Source organism: Nostoc sp. (genome assembly GCF_036918245.1).
Lineage (GTDB): Bacteria > Cyanobacteriota > Cyanobacteriia > Cyanobacteriales > Nostocaceae > Nostoc.
Genome location: NZ_JBALEF010000001.1, coordinates 119,679 through 136,566, shown reverse-complemented (window position 1 = coordinate 136,566; position 16,888 = coordinate 119,679). Strand labels below are relative to the sequence as shown.

The 16,888-nt window shown below is 43.3% G+C and carries 15 protein-coding genes; 3 read left to right on the top strand and 12 right to left on the bottom strand.

Annotated elements, in window-relative coordinates; translation table 11 throughout:
• Positions 1 to 77: 77 nt before the first annotated feature.
• Positions 78 to 2,072: a heavy metal translocating P-type ATPase gene (locus tag V7L12_RS00650; protein WP_335081144.1), complete on the bottom strand. Its 1,995-nt coding sequence runs from the start codon at positions 2,070 to 2,072 to the stop codon at positions 78 to 80.
• Between the two features lie 575 nt (positions 2,073 to 2,647).
• Between V7L12_RS00650 and V7L12_RS00645 the strand changes: the two genes are divergently transcribed.
• On the top strand, positions 2,648 to 3,028 hold the full coding sequence (locus tag V7L12_RS00645; protein ID WP_335081142.1) for a hypothetical protein: 381 nt from the start codon (positions 2,648 to 2,650) through the stop codon (positions 3,026 to 3,028).
• A 235-nt stretch (positions 3,029 to 3,263) separates the two neighbouring features.
• Here the strand turns inward: V7L12_RS00645 and V7L12_RS00640 are convergent, their stop codons facing one another.
• From V7L12_RS00640 to V7L12_RS00630, 3 genes are all read right to left on the bottom strand, one after another.
• Positions 3,264 to 5,939, bottom strand: coding sequence for a DEAD/DEAH box helicase (locus V7L12_RS00640; protein WP_335081140.1), 2,676 nt, complete (start codon positions 5,937 to 5,939; stop codon positions 3,264 to 3,266).
• Between the two features lie 135 nt (positions 5,940 to 6,074).
• Entirely contained in the window at positions 6,075 to 6,893 is an 819-nt protein-coding gene (gene proC, locus V7L12_RS00635; RefSeq protein ID WP_335081138.1) for a pyrroline-5-carboxylate reductase, read from the bottom strand.
• A gap of 106 nt (positions 6,894 to 6,999) precedes the next feature.
• Positions 7,000 to 7,602, bottom strand: a complete 603-nt coding sequence (locus V7L12_RS00630; protein ID WP_334824567.1) for a cell division protein SepF — start codon at positions 7,600 to 7,602, stop codon at positions 7,000 to 7,002.
• 68 nt (positions 7,603 to 7,670) lie between these two features.
• Here V7L12_RS00630 and V7L12_RS00625 point away from each other — a divergent pair, with 68 nt between their 5' ends.
• Complete coding sequence (locus V7L12_RS00625) at positions 7,671 to 7,958, top strand: hypothetical protein (RefSeq protein ID WP_335081135.1); 288 nt, start codon at positions 7,671 to 7,673, stop codon at positions 7,956 to 7,958.
• An 11-nt stretch (positions 7,959 to 7,969) separates the two neighbouring features.
• Here the strand turns inward: V7L12_RS00625 and V7L12_RS00620 are convergent, their stop codons facing one another.
• From V7L12_RS00620 to psaK, 6 genes are all read right to left on the bottom strand, one after another.
• Positions 7,970 to 8,638: a YggS family pyridoxal phosphate-dependent enzyme gene (locus tag V7L12_RS00620; protein WP_335081133.1), complete on the bottom strand. Its 669-nt coding sequence runs from the start codon at positions 8,636 to 8,638 to the stop codon at positions 7,970 to 7,972.
• Positions 8,635 to 8,913 carry a transcriptional coactivator PipX gene (pipX, locus tag V7L12_RS00615; protein WP_069068710.1) on the bottom strand — a complete coding sequence of 93 codons (279 nt, stop codon included), beginning with the start codon at positions 8,911 to 8,913 and terminating at the stop codon, positions 8,635 to 8,637. The genes V7L12_RS00620 and pipX overlap by 4 nt, the downstream gene beginning before the upstream one ends.
• 1,109 nt (positions 8,914 to 10,022) lie before the next feature.
• Positions 10,023 to 10,943: an energy-coupling factor transporter transmembrane component T family protein gene (locus tag V7L12_RS00610; RefSeq protein ID WP_335081130.1), complete on the bottom strand. Its 921-nt coding sequence runs from the start codon at positions 10,941 to 10,943 to the stop codon at positions 10,023 to 10,025.
• A gap of 89 nt (positions 10,944 to 11,032) precedes the next feature.
• Positions 11,033 to 12,403 carry a ribosome biogenesis GTPase Der gene (gene der, locus V7L12_RS00605; protein WP_335081127.1) on the bottom strand — a complete coding sequence of 457 codons (1,371 nt, stop codon included), beginning with the start codon at positions 12,401 to 12,403 and terminating at the stop codon, positions 11,033 to 11,035.
• A 257-nt stretch (positions 12,404 to 12,660) separates the two neighbouring features.
• The gene (locus tag V7L12_RS00600; RefSeq protein WP_335081125.1) at positions 12,661 to 13,857 is read right to left on the bottom strand and encodes a site-2 protease family protein; all 1,197 of its coding nucleotides are present in this window, start codon (positions 13,855 to 13,857) and stop codon (positions 12,661 to 12,663) included.
• 383 nt (positions 13,858 to 14,240) lie between these two features.
• Positions 14,241 to 14,495 (bottom strand): photosystem I reaction center subunit PsaK, encoded by a 255-nt coding sequence (psaK, locus tag V7L12_RS00595; RefSeq protein WP_335081123.1) that lies wholly within the window; start codon positions 14,493 to 14,495, stop codon positions 14,241 to 14,243.
• 121 nt (positions 14,496 to 14,616) lie between these two features.
• On the opposite strand from psaK, the gene V7L12_RS00590 reads away from it, so the two are divergent.
• Positions 14,617 to 15,249: a phosphoribosylanthranilate isomerase gene (locus V7L12_RS00590; protein ID WP_335081121.1), complete on the top strand. Its 633-nt coding sequence runs from the start codon at positions 14,617 to 14,619 to the stop codon at positions 15,247 to 15,249.
• A gap of 106 nt (positions 15,250 to 15,355) precedes the next feature.
• Here the strand turns inward: V7L12_RS00590 and folE are convergent, their stop codons facing one another.
• Together folE and V7L12_RS00580 are read right to left on the bottom strand one after the other, a co-directional pair.
• Positions 15,356 to 16,063 carry a GTP cyclohydrolase I FolE gene (gene folE / locus V7L12_RS00585; protein ID WP_335081119.1) on the bottom strand — a complete coding sequence of 236 codons (708 nt, stop codon included), beginning with the start codon at positions 16,061 to 16,063 and terminating at the stop codon, positions 15,356 to 15,358.
• 91 nt (positions 16,064 to 16,154) lie between these two features.
• Positions 16,155 to 16,880 (bottom strand): SDR family oxidoreductase, encoded by a 726-nt coding sequence (locus tag V7L12_RS00580; protein WP_335081117.1) that lies wholly within the window; start codon positions 16,878 to 16,880, stop codon positions 16,155 to 16,157.
• Positions 16,881 to 16,888: the final 8 nt, after the last annotated feature.

Sequence of the window (16,888 nt, the reverse complement as noted above, 5' to 3'; positions counted from 1 at the left end):
GCAAAATATGAGTGATAAGTACTTATAGTTTAACTACTACAATTTCCCAATCATAGATTCCCGATTATCCAAAAATTTTATTTCATCGCTCTAGTTGCGTTTAAAATTGCCAGCATTGCTACTCCAACATCAGCAAATACAGCTTCCCACATTGTCGCTATCCCTAAAATACCCAATCCAATAAATACACCTTTAATTGCTAACGCAAACCCAATATTCTGCCAAACAATTTTGCGGGTTTTTCTGGCGATTTGGATTGCTTCTGCCACTTTGGATGGTGCATCTGTCACGATTACAATATCCGCGGTTTCGATCGCTGCATCTGAGCCTAACCCGCCCATTGCCATACCAACATCTGCTCTAGCAATCACTGGTGCATCATTAATTCCATCCCCAACAAAGGCAACTTTACCATGCTTGCCAGCGGTGCTGAGTAACTTCTCAATGGCATTAACTTTTTCTTCAGGTAATAACTCTGCTTCGTAAGTATCTATGCCTAGCTGTTCAGCAATTCGAGAAGCGATCGCTTGATTATCTCCTGTCAACATTACTGTTCTCTCTACACCCATTCGCTTGAGTGCTTGAATAGCTTGTCTAGCATCTTCTTTGAGTTCATCAGCAATGACAATATATCCAGCATAAATATTATCCACTGCTAGATGAATAACTGTTCCCTCTAACTGGCAATTATCGTGAGAAATCTTCTCTCTATGCAATAGGCGATCGCTTCCTGCTATCACTACCCTATTTTGAACCTTGGCTTTAATTCCATAGCCTGCTATTTCTTCATAATCTCTGATCTCAAATTCATCGATTTTTCCACCATAAGCCTTGCAGATAGATTGAGCGATGGGATGATTTGAATGCGATTCTACTTTGGCAGCTAATCGCAGCACTTCTTGTTCATTCCAGCCATTTAATGGGACTATTTCTACTACTTTGAATACCCCTTTCGTTAACGTTCCAGTTTTATCAAAAACAACTGTATTAACTGCATTTAAAGTATCTAAAAAAGTAGAGCCTTTAACCAAAATACCACGTTTAGCTGCACCTCCCACACCTCCAAAGTAACCTAATGGAATACTGATAACGAGTCCACAGGGACAGGAGATAACTAGTAAAATTAGGGCACGATAAATCCATTCAGAAGAAGTAGCACCCGAAATGAATAAAGGAGGTAATATTGCAACTGCTAGAGATGTAAAAACTACTATTGGTGTATAATATCGGGCAAATTTAGTAATAAACTTTTCTGTTGCTGCTTTTTTGCTTTTGGCATTTTGCACCAAGTCTAAAATTTTGGCAATGGAAGATTCATCAAATAGTTTTGTGACTTTAATGACGAGCGCACCTATTTTATTAATCGTCCCAGCAAAAACTGTTTCTCCAATTTTTACCGTTCGTGGTACAGATTCTCCAGTTAATGCAGATGTATCAACTTGCGAATTACCATCTACAATTTCGCCATCTAAGGGAATCTTTTCTCCAGGCTTTACAACGATAATATCCCCAATCTTTACTGTTTCTGGCGATACTTTTTTCAGTTCTCCCTCTATTTGGATATTTGCATAGTCTGGGCGTATTTCCAATAATGATTTGATCGAATTACGGGAGCGACTGATGGCAATATCTTGAAACAATTCTCCAATTTTGTAAAATAACATGACTCCGACAGCTTCGGGTAATTTATGAATTGCGATCGCACCTAATGTTGCTACTGTCATCAAAAACGTTTCATCAAATACTCTACCTCTGACTATATTGCGCCCAGCAGTTTTTAAAACACTCCATCCACTTAATAAGTAAGCAGGAATGAAAAGCAGATATTCTCCTATTGAGTAGAATGTATTGTGTAGTTGATTTTCAAAAATTACACCAGGCGCATATAAACTTAAAATTGCTACCAAAGGCAATATCTCATTTTTCAGATTGAACTCTTCCCCGTGTTCATGATTGTGGTCATGGTTATGATTCTCATCATGATTGTGATTATGAACATGGTTATGATTCTCGTGATGGTCATGTTCACAGCTGCAACAATCTGAAGATTCTGAATGTACTTTCTGCTTCATTTTTTCTATGTAGGCTAGTAAACTAATTGAGATATGAGCCTTTTTTTTAATGTAATGAAAAAAAGAAATTTTTACAAGTTGATATTTTAAGAACGAGAATCTATCTCAAATTTATTGTTAATTACATACACCATCTTTTGATTAAAATTAAGATTTATAATCTTGTAAAGATAGCTATAGCGGCTTTCAATTGTATAAAATTATGTAAGATCCACCTTTTGTTCGTAGTGAGCGATTTATTGCTCTATATAAGAATTTAAAGGGCTACAGCTGCTAATTACTAGCTCTAATTTAATTAAGCTCTTATACTTACATCAAGCAAATAATAACCGTCTTGGGAATATACAGCGGATTGAAATTTGCTGAATTACATAACGTTACGTCTAAAAGCTAGACATCAAGCCTGTTTGATTGCTGAATTATGATGTAGTAAATAATTTCCGATTAAACTGGTGAAGAGATGGAACTTTCTTGGGTAACAAGTGTCTATCTAGCTATTCTCAGGGAAAATTCACTTGAAGTTTGAAAGTTAATCGAATACCCTAATCTAGTAGACAATTTTCTCAAGGAAATCTATGAACAAAAAAATTCTCCTAAATTTACTTTCCACTTCCTCAATTTTTGTGTCGATGATGTCTACGCTGGTGGCATTTCATCCTGCCCATGCTAGTGGTAGCATTACACAGAGATTACTGCACACACAAGACGGTCGTACCTGTATCACTAACCCACATGGTGGACAAGATTTTGTGTGCATTCGAGATTCAGAGAGAAAACGTCCGTATACCTCTACAAGTTCCTCAACTATTGTCACATCAGTATCAGATCGGAATATTGCCATGTTGAACTTTACTGAAGAGGAAAGTGACGCTGCAATTAGGGTATTTGGCTGCGACTGTCCATTATGTATAAATTCTTTGCGTCAGTTGCAGGGTACTGGAAACTTGGTGTACTAAGATTGAATAGCGCTGATAGCGACTATAACTTTTGTTAGATACACGTGATTAATCACGTATAAAAGATATACAAAACCAAAAAAGCATTTTTAACTACGTACCACTACTATTATTTGGCCAAATGTAAATTGATTGTTGGGGCGATTTGTAGGGGCAATTCATGAATTGCCCCTACAGCGTCTTTTTTTGTGTAAGTGTTGAGAGAAAAAGACGCACAGAAATTGCCACGTCCTATTTATTCAACCACCTCATTCACAGGGAATCTATCAATCAACTGCATCGCCCGATAGGCATTACGCTGGAAAGAGTCTTGCAAATGGGGAATGTGGGGTATCTGCGACAATAAATCCAAAGTCCGGCGTAAAATTCTCACTACATCGCCTTCATCCAAGGTAGTGTTCTCGCAGAGTTCCGTCCACTCCATTCCCAGCGCCCATTGTTCGACTATGGCAATTAACTCAAATTCCAACCATATAGGCAGCGCTACGTTATATCGCCGTTGTCGTTGGAACATTTGGTGGCGAATTCCCCGCAATTTTTTCAAGGCTTCTGCCACTTCATTACTAAGCTCAAAGTTAACCTTGCTATCTGGACGGGGCGTTTCCATCACCAAAGCTGCTGCTGCTGCTGCTAAATGGTGCGGATCTAAGTTGTCCAATTCACCACTAGCGAATACTAAACCCAGCCACAATTCATTTTCCCCGCGAATGGCGGCAGCGATTTGCCCTAATTTTGTGGGGACTAAGTTATCCAAAGCGTCAAAATGTTGCAGAATGGCGATTAAATTGAGAAATTCTTCCCAATGACGTTGTGACTGTTGCTCTATTTGCCCTTGCAACTGTTCGAGTTCGGCTTCTAGTTCGACATAGCGGGACCGGCGTTTGAAAAGCGTTGCAGCATTGCCTGATTGATGTAGGGGATGAGCCTCTAATTGCTCTTGAACAGCGGTAACGTGACTGAGTTGTTCTGCTACTTCTGGTGCTAGATGCAAAGACTCTATCGGATTGGGAATACGCACAGCGATCGCAAAGCTTTCTTCGTTACCACGGCGTGACTGTCCTGGCTTCAAAGGCATCTCTGGCGGTGGTAGTACATCAGGCGGCACTTCAATTCGCGGCAGCTCGGCATACAAATCGACTACATCCCCTGTCGTTGCCACATACCAACGGTTATCGTGTCCCAAGCATACCAAGTAAGGAGCTTGACCAGAACCAGGTGATTTTCCCACTAAAACTGCCGTTACCGGGGAAGACACCATGATATTTTTGCCCTTGAGACTCAACAGAGTTCCTGACACTGCAAAGCCCAACATCATCACCAATTCCTCTTGGCGGTCTGACTGTGCTTGCTCTTGCAAGGTTTTCAATATCTGGCGTTCCACCTTCAGGCGTTGCCGCAATTTTTCATAAACAGCCAGTTCATTTTCATTAACTGCGGCGATTTGTTCATGAAGTTGAGCTAATTGGGTTTGCAATTCGGCAATCTCATCGTATTCTGGCCGTAAATGCAAGGTTGCCATGTACTGCCCAAAACTGCGCTCTATCAGTTCCCTGGTTTGCTCTAGGGTATGGGTTTGCAGCAAGTTGAGTACCATGCCGTAACTGGGCGTAAACTGGCTTACTAGAGGGTCTGGCTTGGATGTTCCCAAATACGCGGCTTCTTTGGCTCCTTCAAAGGGAGTTTGAACTGTCACCACATGACCTTGTTTATCCATCCCCCGGCGGCCTGCTCGTCCCGCCATTTGCAAAAATTCGGAAGCGTTTAACAGGCGGTGTCCGGTGTCAGTCCGCTTGGAAAGGGTAGAAATTACCGTTGTCCGGGCGGGCATATTAATTCCCGCTGCTAGTGTCTCGGTAGCAAATACGACTTTAATCAGCCCTTGCTGAAATAGTTCTTCTACCAGTGCTTTCCAAGCAGGTAAAATCCCAGCGTGGTGGGCAGCAATTCCCCGATACAGGGGTGCAATTTGTCCAGAACGCCCTGCTTCAGGATTGCGAGCTAAAAAGTCATCAATTTGTTCGCGTAAAATTTGGGACTCTTCATTATTTACCAGCCATAAATCACCAACTTCCGCCACTGCTTTATCACATCCCCGGCGGCTGAAGATAAAGTAAATTGCTGGGAGCATATCGCGTTGCTCTAACTGGCTCAAGGTATAAATTATGCCTGGAGCTTCAGGTCTGCCATTTCTCCCCCGATCCCTTTCTCCCCCTTTCCCCTTTTTCTTCTGAAGCCGGGGATTGATTTTGGTTTTGCTATCATTCAGTAGGGGAAATAACCCTTTAGGATTGCAAAAGTGAAATTCTAAGGGGACTGGGCGAAAATCGGAGTAAATCAGGTCTGTTGGGCCGTGAACGCGATTTAGCCAATCAGTAAGTTGATCGCTATTGGCAACCGTTGCTGAGAGGGCTGCCAGTTGCACTTCACGGGGACAATAGATGATTGATTCTTCCCAAACTGTACCGCGCTGGCGATCGTTCATGTAGTGACATTCATCAAGTATCACTGCTTCAACGTCTACTAATGAGATGCCGACTTGCCCAATCGGTGTGCCATAGAGCATATTTCGGAAAATTTCTGTGGTCATCACCAAAATCGGTGCATCCCTGTGAATGGAAGCATCTCCAGTTAACAGTCCGACTCGATCAAACCCGAATTTTTCTCGAAAGTCACGTAATTTTTGATTCGACAGCGCCTTCAAGGGAGTAGTATAAAACACACGTTTTCCTCGCGCTAGGGCGCGATAAATGGCGTATTCCCCGACTAATGTTTTGCCCGAACCTGTGGGGGCACATACGACTACGGAGCGCCCAGCGTTCAGGGACGCGATCGCTTCTTTTTGAAACTGATCCAGTTCAAAGGGAAATATAAACCCTAAGTCAAGTTCTGGAGACGGTGCAGGATAATTCACTCAATCACATTTGCAACCAGATTGTTTACTATACTAACGAGTCTTTTGTCAACTTCGTTATTGGTCATTTGTCATTGGTCATTAGTCATTAGTTTTTCACAATTGGACTTTGGACAAATAACAAAGGACTCTTGATTATTTTCCCAGCTCTTGCGATCGCTCTGTGGCAGCTTTGACTGCTTCAATTAAAGCGGAACGAAATCCTGCCTGTTCTAGCTTGGCAATTCCCGCAATGGTTGTACCGCCGGGACTGGTAACACGATCTTTGAGTTCTGCTGGGTGCATTTTGGTTTCCTGCAACAGTTTCGCTGTTCCCAGTACGGTTTGCAAGGCTAGTTGATTGGCAATTACTCTAGGTAAACCTGCGGCTACTCCGCCATCTGCAAGTGCTTCTACCACGAGCGCCACGTAAGCCGGGCCGCTACCAGATAGCCCTGTAACTGCATCCATCAGCGCTTCTGACACTTCCACTACTTCGCCCACAGCAGAAAAAACTTGCTGTGCTATTTGGTAATGCTTGGCATTGGTATATGCACCTAAACAAATCGCGGTAACTCCTGCTCCCACTGTTGCCGGGGTGTTGGGCATTGCTCTAATCACTGGCAATTGCATAAATGCTGCTTCTAGCTGACTTAAGGGCACACCCGCCAAAATAGAAATGATTAGAGGTGAATGTTCTCTATTAAGAATATCAATATCTGCTAATTCTTGAGCGATCGCACTAAATACCTGCGGTTTCACTGCCAAAAATAGAACTTCTTTTGCTTCGGTGAAAACCTGGCTATTATCTGTCGTCACAGCAACACCGTATTGCTGTTTTAAAAAATCTAAGCGTGAAGATAGCGGTTCGCTAACTATGACTTCTGATGATTGATAAATTCCACGCGCGATAAGGCGGGATAAGAGTGCTTCTCCCATTACCCCACCACCAATTAAGCCAAATTTTATAGTCATTGGTCATTAGTCATTGGTCATTAGTCATTAGTCGTTTGTCATTTGTCACTACGATCAAAACCCAGGACAAATGACAAAGGACAAACGACTAAAAACTAATTTAACTTTATTGTGCCATGCGGTTAGTTTCGTTGCCCCAGGTTTGATTTGGAGTACCTGTTGTCGGACGAGAAGGACGTACTGGTGGTTGTGGTACTTCATGAAGAACGCCACCTTGGGTACTAACTTGGACACAGCTTGGTGTAAACAAAAAGATGCTTTCACCAATGCGCTCTTGATGTCCATCTAGTGCGTAAGTACCACCTGCAACAAAATCTACTGCTCGTTGAGCTTGATCGGGGTCCATGATTGTCAGATTTAATACCACTGACTTGCGTTCTCGCAACGCTTGAATTGCCTGGGGCATTTCTTCAAAGGTGCGTGGTTCGAGTACTAAAACTTCCGAAATTCCGTTAATTGCTCCTGGCATACCAATCACATTCCCCATTGGCTTTTGACCTGCTGTCATATCATCTCCCATTGTAGGCACTGGTTCCCGCCAGCGTCGATTTTGAGCGGCTGTACTCTCTTGTGGTGCTGGTTGGGGATTTTCTTGTTGATACAGATTTTGGTAATTATTATCTGTTTCTGGTTCTTCTTCGTAATACTCGTATTCTACTTGCTCATTTAGACCCACAAAGTCTCTGAGTTTGGAAAAAATGTTGTTCATTGCGTGTGTACTCTCCTGGTGCGAATAGCCAGTATTGACTTGGCTGAGGATTGATTGAGCTAGGAGCGATGCCTATATCAGTGGATACTTCAGCAACTGTATTGCTAGTTGTAGCCCATACTACGGGTTTTGGCGATGAACCGACGCTTATTGGAAAGGTCTGTGCATCGCCTAAACATAATAATGAGTCAAGATTATATCCTACGGTTTATCCGAAGGAAACTTCTTTATACCCCATTTTCTCTTGGCGATTGCTCTTGTCAATACTATATCCTTTGTTTCAGATTGCACCAGTCTGTTACAAAATTCTTGTCATCAAATCCTTAGCTTCGATTAATACTGCCCTACAAGGCTGATGATTAATCGGTTAAGAGCGATCGCCAAACAAGATTGTTCCTAATCGCACCATCGTTGCGCCTGCTTGCACTGCCAGTTCGTAGTCGCCTGACATACCCATAGATAGGTGCTGCATTTTTATATTCGACCAGTTTTGCTCCTGGATTTCTTTGGCTAGCTGACAATTGAGATTAAACACATTGAGAATTTCGGAATCATTTAATCCTGAAGGCGGAATTGTCATCAAACCTTGAATTTGTAAATTTTTGTATTGATTGAGTATGGGTAAATCAGCCAAAAGTTCTGGCACACTCCAACCAGACTTATTGGGATCGGGGAGAATTTTCACTTGCAGGCAAGCCTGGGGACTCACTCCTAGCTGTTGCGCCAATTGGTCTAAGCGCTGTGCCAGCTTCAAATTATCCACGGAGTGAATCCAAGGGAAATGCTCGATGGCTTTTTTGGCTTTATTGCTTTGCAAATGTCCAATAAAGTGCCAGGTAATATCCGGTAAGTCTTGCAACTCGGCTTGTTTGCTGGCAGCTTCTTGGATACGACTTTCCCCAAAATCACGAATTCCTGCGTTGTATGCAGACCGAATGGCCTGGGCAGAAACTTGCTTGCTAACAGCAATCAATTTGACTGAAGTTGGCAGGGAGGAACGAATAGTAACAATACGTTCGGAAATCGAACTGTTCATTGGAAGGTGCGCTGGAAAACACTCTGAAGCTGATCGTACTCCTGAGAATGCCCACTGCGCCGCAGGGTACGTAAGCGATTTTCCAACATCATTCTCGCCTCAGTACGTCCTAGAGACTGGAATTTAACACCTTTAACGTCATTTGCCACCAAAAAAAATAAGCGCTGGGCATAAAGTGTGGTGAACAAATCCTGGTTCTCATCAACCATACAGATTTTGTAGAGTAAACCCCAAGTTGGATGGTTTATGTAAGTTTCTGCGTTTTCTGGATTCATTTAAGAGTCAAGGTGTAGTCAAGGTGGAAGTATATATATCTTTTCGCAGTGAATTCCAAACATTCAGACGATAATACCAACATTCGTCAGAATATTTGGTTAAGATGCGAAACTGCGGTTACGAAGACCTTGATCTAGTTCCTAATGGGCAGATGAAGCTAGTGGTAGTGAAGCGCAATGGTACAACAGAAGCCGCGAAGCGTAGATTCAAAGAGTAGAGGCTGTTCGACAAATATCACCATCTGCTTTGGTGACTTCAATTTACTAATCTGTAGGGACAAGGCACAAAATATTCCTGATCCTCTGGTTGAAAGTTCGACGTGGGAAGGAAAAACACCCTTTGAAGTTCCCAACAGCAACAGCGAATTTTTCAACTTCTTTCCATACTGCCACAACTGTCGCCCAATGGCACAAAATTGGGGACTGGGGGCTGGGTACTGGAAAGAAAACTATCTTTTATTATTAAACTTCTTACAAAAGTCCCTAACACCCTACCCCCAACTCCTCCTCGCAGGCCTGCGGTGTATTGCTCATTGGTGTCAACTTAAGCTAAAACTCCTTTAAAACCTCGTTTCCAGCCTCTGGCGGGAGATGCACCTCATTGCGGCTCTGCCGCAAGTCAAGAGGCAGAGCCTCTTATAGGCATTCCCAGTCGGAGACTGGGAACGAGACAGTTTTATGCAAAAGGTCTATTGATTATCTAGCATTTTCAGTGGTGCAATATTTATGCCTGAGCGTTGTGCAGAGATTCATAGGGGAATCGGTAAAAAATATTGAGATTAGTTTGTATTGTTCGCATAACCCTGGTTCATACCAAAAATCTACGCTAAATGGTAGGGGATCAATTTTATGGCTGGGTAGCTGTTTAATTTCCCACACCACATCGTTACATATCGCTCAATACGTTTCAATTAAGGCTTAACTCTCAAAGTCAATTTTTGAACGTAGACGCAAAGCTGCTTACCGCAAGCTACCACAGAGGCATAGAGAAAATCGAGAGAAGAAGAATGTTTTACTTCTGACTCCTGAATTCTAACCGGAGGCGGAGCATCTCCGCCTCCGCTCCTGAATTCTGCTGTATTACCTCTTACCATTTTCTCGGTGCAAAATTAAACCTGAGTTCCTATAGCTAGCCGTATTCCCCAGAATAAAATTAAAGTTGCGATCGCCAGCCAGTCACGCCCTTTTAATCGTAAGTCGTGCCACTGGACTCGATGCTCATTGGGACTGGTAAAACCCCGTACCATCATTGCATTCGCCATTTGATCGGCTCGTAAGAGCAGATTTTCCAAAAGTCTCTCTGCTACTGTCATCCAAACCTTGAATGCTCCTTTTAATCCCAGCTTTTTCCAATTAATTGCCCTTGTCATCACGGAGCGAAATAAATTTTGCACTTCTTCTAAAACCAGGGGAATAAAGCGCAAGGACAAGGTTAAAGTTAAAGTAATTTCTGTAACGGGCAACTTGAAGCGTCGCAAGGGTTGCATTAAGCTTTCTATCCCAGATGTGATTTCTTCTGGTGCGGTTGTCAGTAGATAGAGGTTGGTGCTGTAAATCACGGTAAAGATAAGTGTACTCAGGCGTACTGCCAAACTTAAGGAGTAACGAGTCACTTTAACCGGGCCTTTGTGAAATAGCACGTAGCTGTATTCTTTTTTCTCAGCTGCTGGCTCTTGAAGAAGATTATTGGAATTTGCTGGCTGGGTTAAGATTTGTTCATTAGCTGGCAGACGTGATTGATAATCTACACCCAGTCCATCAGGACTGATGGCTGCGATCGCTAAGACAAAAAACGATAGCATTAATAGCCAACCCATTTGCTGCTGCCATACTCGTCGAGGAATTCTCGCAATCAAGGTGGCAACAATCAATATTACCACCAACAGCACCCGCCAAAAGTTATTAGCCAAAACATAGCTTGTTAAAAAGCTCATCAACCAGGCGAACTTGACTCGCGGATCGATTTTATGCAGCCAAGTTTGGGGTTGTTCTAAATAAAGTCCAAGTGGCAGCGATCGCAATAAATCCATTTTAGAGTTACGAGTGAGGAATGAGGAGTTAGGAGTTTTGACTTTAACTCATAACTCTTGTACAGACGCGATTAATCGCGTCTCTACTCCTAACTTATTTTGACGCGAGTTGCTCTATTAAGATTACCACTTTCAGCATCACGAACTTTTTTGCTTCGCCACAGTAAAATAATTGGCGTGCCTTTAAATCCTAGCTGTTGACGAAATTGCCGTTCAATGTAGCGGCGGTAGTTGTCGTTGAAGCGTTTGGAGTCGTTGACAAATAGGGCGATCGTTGGTGGTTGGCTACTTACTTGTGTACCATAATAAATCTTACCCTGACGCCCACCACGAGACGCTGGGGGTGAATGCCAACTGACGGCATCTGTTAAAACTTCATTAATTACTGATGTGCTGACACGGCGTTTGTGTGATTCAGCGGCCGTTTTCACCAATTCTAAAATCTTTTCTACCCGTTGTCCTGACAAGGCACTCACAAAGATTGTTTCTGCCCATTCGGTAAAATGTAACCGTGATTGCAGAGTTTTTTCGTAGTCGTAGATTGTGTAAGAGTCTTTTTCGACAGCATCCCACTTATTAACGACAATGATGCAAGCTCGACCTTCTTCGATAATCCGCCCAGCTAATTTTTGGTCTTGCTCGGTGACTCCATCTACGGCATCTATTACTAATAAAACCACGTCAGCGCGGCGAATCGCTTTGAAAGCACGGTTAATACTAAAAAATTCTGTACCGTATTCGATGTGTTTCTTTTTGCGAATACCGGCGGTATCAATCAAACGGTAGGTTTGTCCGGCTCGTTCAATGACAGTATCAATAGCATCGCGGGTAGTGCCGGAAATGGGGCTGACAATTGCCCTTTCTTCCCCAACAAAAGAATTGAGTAAGCTCGATTTGCCCACATTTGGGCGTCCCACAATTGCTACTTTGATTTCATTAGTTTCTGGAATGTCTTCAATAGCAGGGATGTGATTAACTAACTCGTCGAGTAACTCTCCTGTGCCACTGCCATGAATCGCGGAGATAGGGTAAGGTTCGCCCAATCCCAATTCCCAAAATTCAGCAGCTTGCATTAAGCCTTGTTCTGGCGATTCACATTTATTTACAGCTAGTAGTACAGGTACGGTTTGTTGGCGCATCCATTCGGCGATTTCTAAATCTGCCGATGTGGGGCCTGTTTGACCATCGACGACAAAAATAGCGCCACACGCTTCTGCAAGGGCTGTCATTGCCTGTTGGCGAATCAGTGGTAAAAATTCGGTATCATCATTAAAAACTAAACCACCGGTGTCTACCACTAAAAATTCGCGGCCATTCCAGAAAGCTGGTAAATAAGTGCGATCGCGTGTCACTCCCGGTTCATCATGGACAATCGCCGTTTGTTCCCCGGCGAGTCGATTAACCAGGGTGGATTTGCCCACATTTGGGCGTCCGATAATTGCAACAATTGGCAGTGCCATAAAACCAGGGTAAGTGAGAGGTGTAGTATATCACGTCCTTACATTTTACTCACTTTAAACTTGAAGTTTTAATAATTTCCCAATCATCTGAAGCGATGTCTACGATGGGCTGTTTGCTAATGCCATACTTTTAAAAATAAAAAAGGTAGGATTTCCTACCTTTTACCCAAAAAAAGCATTTTGTAACCAAATACCAAATTAAATATCACACATGCTTTTGACGTGTCTATTGCAAACTTATGACGAAGGTGTGACGCTTAATTTGTAGCTGATTTCGCGATTACTCCCAGTTGCAATCCAGCCGGATAGCTACCTTCTTCCTTGATGCGCTTAATTTCAGCATCGCTTATCTGCAAATTTAACTTTTGTGCCAGCGATCGCACAATATCCCCCCGATCAATTACACCAGCTACGGCACCAGCGGGAGAAAGTACGGTAATTCTAGGTAACTGCTCATTTTCTAATTTGTTAATTACCTCAGCTATTGATGTTGATTCTGCAACGGTAGGTATTTCTGTCAGCGGATGCACTATCCTGTGTAAAGTTTCGGTTTCCCATTCACTCCTTTGGGTTAAACGAAAATCGTCAATGGAAACTAGACCCCGATAACGTCCATCAGAAGCAGCAAAATAAACCTGTGAGGGAGTAGTTTCTAAGAGGTATAAATCGGCAAAGGAACGCAATGTCTGGTCAGCATCAATTACACGAAAGTCACGAGTCATCGCATCGGCCGCCACCACCTTGAGTAGGCTTTCTTGCAATGTAGTCATGTTGTCATAGGTGTTAGCGTTGCGGACAGCAAACCAACCTAACAGCGCAATCCACAAACCAACTACTAACTCTTTGGTAACAAAATCTACAATAAATCCGAGAGCGATCGCACTATAACCCAATATTTGTCCTGCCTTTGCAGCCCAGTGTACGGCTTGAAAACGATTACCTGTGATTTGCCACAGTGCTGCTTTTAACACTTGCCCCCCATCTAGAGGTAAGCCGGGAATCAGGTTAAATAGAGCTACTACTAAGTTAATTCTCGCCAAATCTCCGACCATGACACTGAGGGGATTAGTATCAGGTATCGCAAAAGCTGCCAGACGGAGCAGGACAAATAGTATGATACTCACCAAAGGACCAGCGATCGCTACTTGAAAGGCTTTGAAAGGAGTTTTAGATTCTTCTTCAATGGCAGCAATCCCGCCAAACATAAATAGGGTAATTGAATTAACTCTAATGCCTTGCGATCGGGCTACCAAGCTATGACCCAACTCATGCAATAGCACCGAACCAAAAAGCAGCAGTGCCATAACTATTCCAGCACTCCAAGCTATAACACTTCCCCACTCCTGGTAAGCTACCCCAAAATTCAGGGTTGCTAACCCTAAAATCACAAACCATAAGGGGTCTAAAAACAGGGGAATTCCAAATAATGACCCAACTCTCCAATTTGTTTGCATTACACTGCCCTAAAACTAGATATCGCCAGTATTTTTTATACTTATTTACTACGCATATTCGTATACACATCTATATTGAGCATCAATTCGGTAGTAACAAGTGACGAAATGCTCTTATTTCTAGAATAGACAATTAATGCCTATGAGCAAAACTCTGGAATTGGGAATTGGGATGGGGCAAAACAGTTCAGTGTTCCGAGTGCTGAGTAGGAAATCTCACTTCTTTACTCAGCATTCAGCACTCAGTACTCATAACTGGGCACTATTGAGGGGAATTGGGCATGGGTCATAAGTTATTTCTTCCTACTCCCCCTGCCCAAAATCATTTTTAGGAGTTTTGCATTGATAGCAGGGTTACTTGTAACCCTTCTGTAATTACAAAACTACAGGCGACCGATGTTAGTCAATCCTAAAACGATGCCAACGCCAATAATATGACCAAAAGCCATCGCTGCAACGAATGTTGGAATACTAATCGGCAGGATGGGGAACTTGGGGCCAACTAGGGGTTTTTCAATCCTAGTACTTAGTAAAAGAACTACTAAGCTACTGATGCTGATGATGATGCCTACTATAGGATTCCACGCAGGTGTTGCGGGAACAGTTGCAGCTGCTGCTAATAAAATAGAGGAAATCAAGCTTTTATCTCCTGAATGGAAAAGTTAATGTAGACCTACAAGATTATAAAATTACAAGGCCCAAAAATTTTTTAGATAGTTTAGACTTTTCAGATGATTAGTTTAAATTTGTTAAATATTCATGCGCGTTAAGATTTGCGGCATTACTCAACCACAGCAGTCTATAGCGATCGCCTCTCTAGGCGCAACGGCACTAGGATTTATTTGTGTGCCAAATTCACCTCGTTACGTAACTACATCCCAAATTCGGGCAGCAGTGGCAGAACTCCCAGAAAATATTGACACAATTGGGGTTTTTGCCAACGCCAGTATCCTTGAAATCAGTCAGGTAGTTGCTGATTCTGGGTTGACTGGTGCGCAATTACACGGAGATGAATCACCAAATTTTTGCTACCAACTACGTCAAGCTTTACCCCACATCGAAATTATTAAAGCATTGAGAATTCGTAGTCTTGAGCATCTTGATACAGCGGTTGATTACACAAAATATGTAGATACGTTGCTACTTGACGCCTACCATCCGCAACAACTGGGTGGTACAGGCAAAACTTTAGATTGGACGATGCTAAAACAATTTAGCCCTAGTTGTCCTTGGCTTTTAGCAGGGGGACTAACAGCCGATAATATTGTGGAAGCCTTAAATCAGGTTAATCCTAACGGCGTTGATTTATCTAGTGGTGTGGAACGGACGCCAGGAGATAAGGATTTAGATAAAGTAGCCAAGTTGTTTGAGAAATTGGGGGGTAGGGGGTAGGGGAAGATGAGGCAGATGATGCAGTAAGTCTTTCCCCTCTGCCCCATGCCCCATGCCCCATGCCCCATGCCCCATGCCCCATGCCCCATGCCCTATGCCCCATGCCTTAAAAGAACGCTGGTTGGTGGCGAATTAAGTTAAAAAATTCTTCGCGGGTTTTGTGTTCCTCTTGGAACACACCAACCATTGCGCTAGTGACAGTCCAGGAACCTGGTTTCTGAACGCCACGCATTACCATGCACATGTGGCTAGCTTCCATCACTACAGCAACGCCTTGAGGTTCTAGAATGGTCTGGATTGCTTCGGCAATTTGACGAGTTAACCTCTCTTGTACTTGTAAGCGACGGGAATACATCTCAACAATCCGGGCCAGCTTACTCAGTCCGACAACTTTTTGGTTGGGAATATAAGCAACGTGCGCTCTACCCATAAATGGCAGCATGTGGTGTTCGCACAAACTAAAGAAATTAATATCTCTAACAAGTACCATCTCGCTATGCCCTTCATCAAAGATGGCATCGTTAACGAGTTCTTCAAGAGATTGGTTGTAGCCACTGGTAAGAAACCGCATTGCTTCGGCTACTCGTTTGGGTGTTTTCAGGAGTCCTTCGCGTTCGGGGTCTTCGCCAACTCCCAATATTAGTGTCCGCACGGCGTCCTTCATTTCCTCCATCTGTTCCTCTTTTGGCGGGAACACATCCGGTTGTCGCCCGTTATTAGTATTGCGATCGGGTCTGGGAGTTATGGCTTCTGCCAAGTCGGGAATCAGAGGCGATTGAGAGCAATTGGAACCGTTGGAACTAGCAATAGTCATGATTCAGTCTTGGTTATGGTTTAGTCATTAGTCATTAGTAATTAGTCATTAGTCATTTGTAAAAGACAAAGGACAAAAGATCAAGGACTAATTAGAGTGCCCCAGCGCTGGGCATCAGGGTCAATTCATCAATCACTGCCTGTTGTGGTAACAGAACTGTGTAGAGAATTGACTGAGCCACAATTTCCGGGGTTAACATTTTAGAACGGTCTAAGTTGACATGGACTGTTTCTGTATCCCAAAGTTCGGTATTGACTGCGCCAGGACAGATAGCTGTGACACGAATGCCGTGAGTGCGTTCTTCTTGTGCCAGGGTTTGAGAGAGGGCTATCAAACCAGCTTTACTGACGCTGTATGCTCCCCAACCGGGAAAGGGTTGCTTGGCGGCAATTGAGGCGACGTTGATAATTGTGCCTGTGCCTCGATCGCGCATTGAAGGTAAAATCCCCACAATGCACTGAAACACGCTGGTGAGATTCAAGTCAATTACGTGCTGCCAGCCCTCTAGGGGAATTTCGCTCAGAGTGCCTGTATAAGCGATGCCAGCATTGTTTACCAGAATGTTTAGATCACCAAAGTCAAGAGCGATCGCTTGGATCTTTTCTTTGACTTCGGAGATTCGCGCTAAATCTACAGCGTAAGCTTTCGCTTCCACCCCAGTATGCTCTACAGCTTCTCTTACCGCCTCCAACTTATCCAAAGAACGGCTGACTAAGGCGACATCTATTCCCGCTTTCGCAAAGGCTAAAGCCGTTGCTTTCCCAATTCCACTACTTGCCCCAGTAATCAGGGCGCGTCGTTTTTGCTCAACACTCATGGTGTCTC

What these genes read in the sequence shown, in the direction of transcription:
- V7L12_RS00580 (WP_335081117.1), bottom strand. Translation starts at nt 16,880, where the DNA reads ATGAGTGTTGAGCAAAAACGACGCGCCCTGATTACTGGGGCAAGTAGT.
- proC (WP_335081138.1), bottom strand. Translation starts at nt 6,893, where the DNA reads ATGACTATAAAATTTGGCTTAATTGGTGGTGGGGTAATGGGAGAAGCA.
- V7L12_RS00590 (WP_335081121.1), top strand. Translation starts at nt 14,617, where the DNA reads ATGCGCGTTAAGATTTGCGGCATTACTCAACCACAGCAGTCTATAGCG.
- V7L12_RS00610 (WP_335081130.1), bottom strand. Translation starts at nt 10,943, where the DNA reads ATGGATTTATTGCGATCGCTGCCACTTGGACTTTATTTAGAACAACCC.
- V7L12_RS00600 (WP_335081125.1), bottom strand. Translation starts at nt 13,857, where the DNA reads ATGCAAACAAATTGGAGAGTTGGGTCATTATTTGGAATTCCCCTGTTT.
- V7L12_RS00645 (WP_335081142.1), top strand. Translation starts at nt 2,648, where the DNA reads ATGAACAAAAAAATTCTCCTAAATTTACTTTCCACTTCCTCAATTTTT.
- pipX (WP_069068710.1), bottom strand. Translation starts at nt 8,913, where the DNA reads ATGAATCCAGAAAACGCAGAAACTTACATAAACCATCCAACTTGGGGT.
- V7L12_RS00630 (WP_334824567.1), bottom strand. Translation starts at nt 7,602, where the DNA reads ATGAACAACATTTTTTCCAAACTCAGAGACTTTGTGGGTCTAAATGAG.
- der (WP_335081127.1), bottom strand. Translation starts at nt 12,403, where the DNA reads ATGGCACTGCCAATTGTTGCAATTATCGGACGCCCAAATGTGGGCAAA.
- V7L12_RS00620 (WP_335081133.1), bottom strand. Translation starts at nt 8,638, where the DNA reads ATGAACAGTTCGATTTCCGAACGTATTGTTACTATTCGTTCCTCCCTG.
- folE (WP_335081119.1), bottom strand. Translation starts at nt 16,063, where the DNA reads ATGACTATTGCTAGTTCCAACGGTTCCAATTGCTCTCAATCGCCTCTG.
- V7L12_RS00650 (WP_335081144.1), bottom strand. Translation starts at nt 2,072, where the DNA reads ATGAAGCAGAAAGTACATTCAGAATCTTCAGATTGTTGCAGCTGTGAA.
- V7L12_RS00625 (WP_335081135.1), top strand. Translation starts at nt 7,671, where the DNA reads ATGCCTATATCAGTGGATACTTCAGCAACTGTATTGCTAGTTGTAGCC.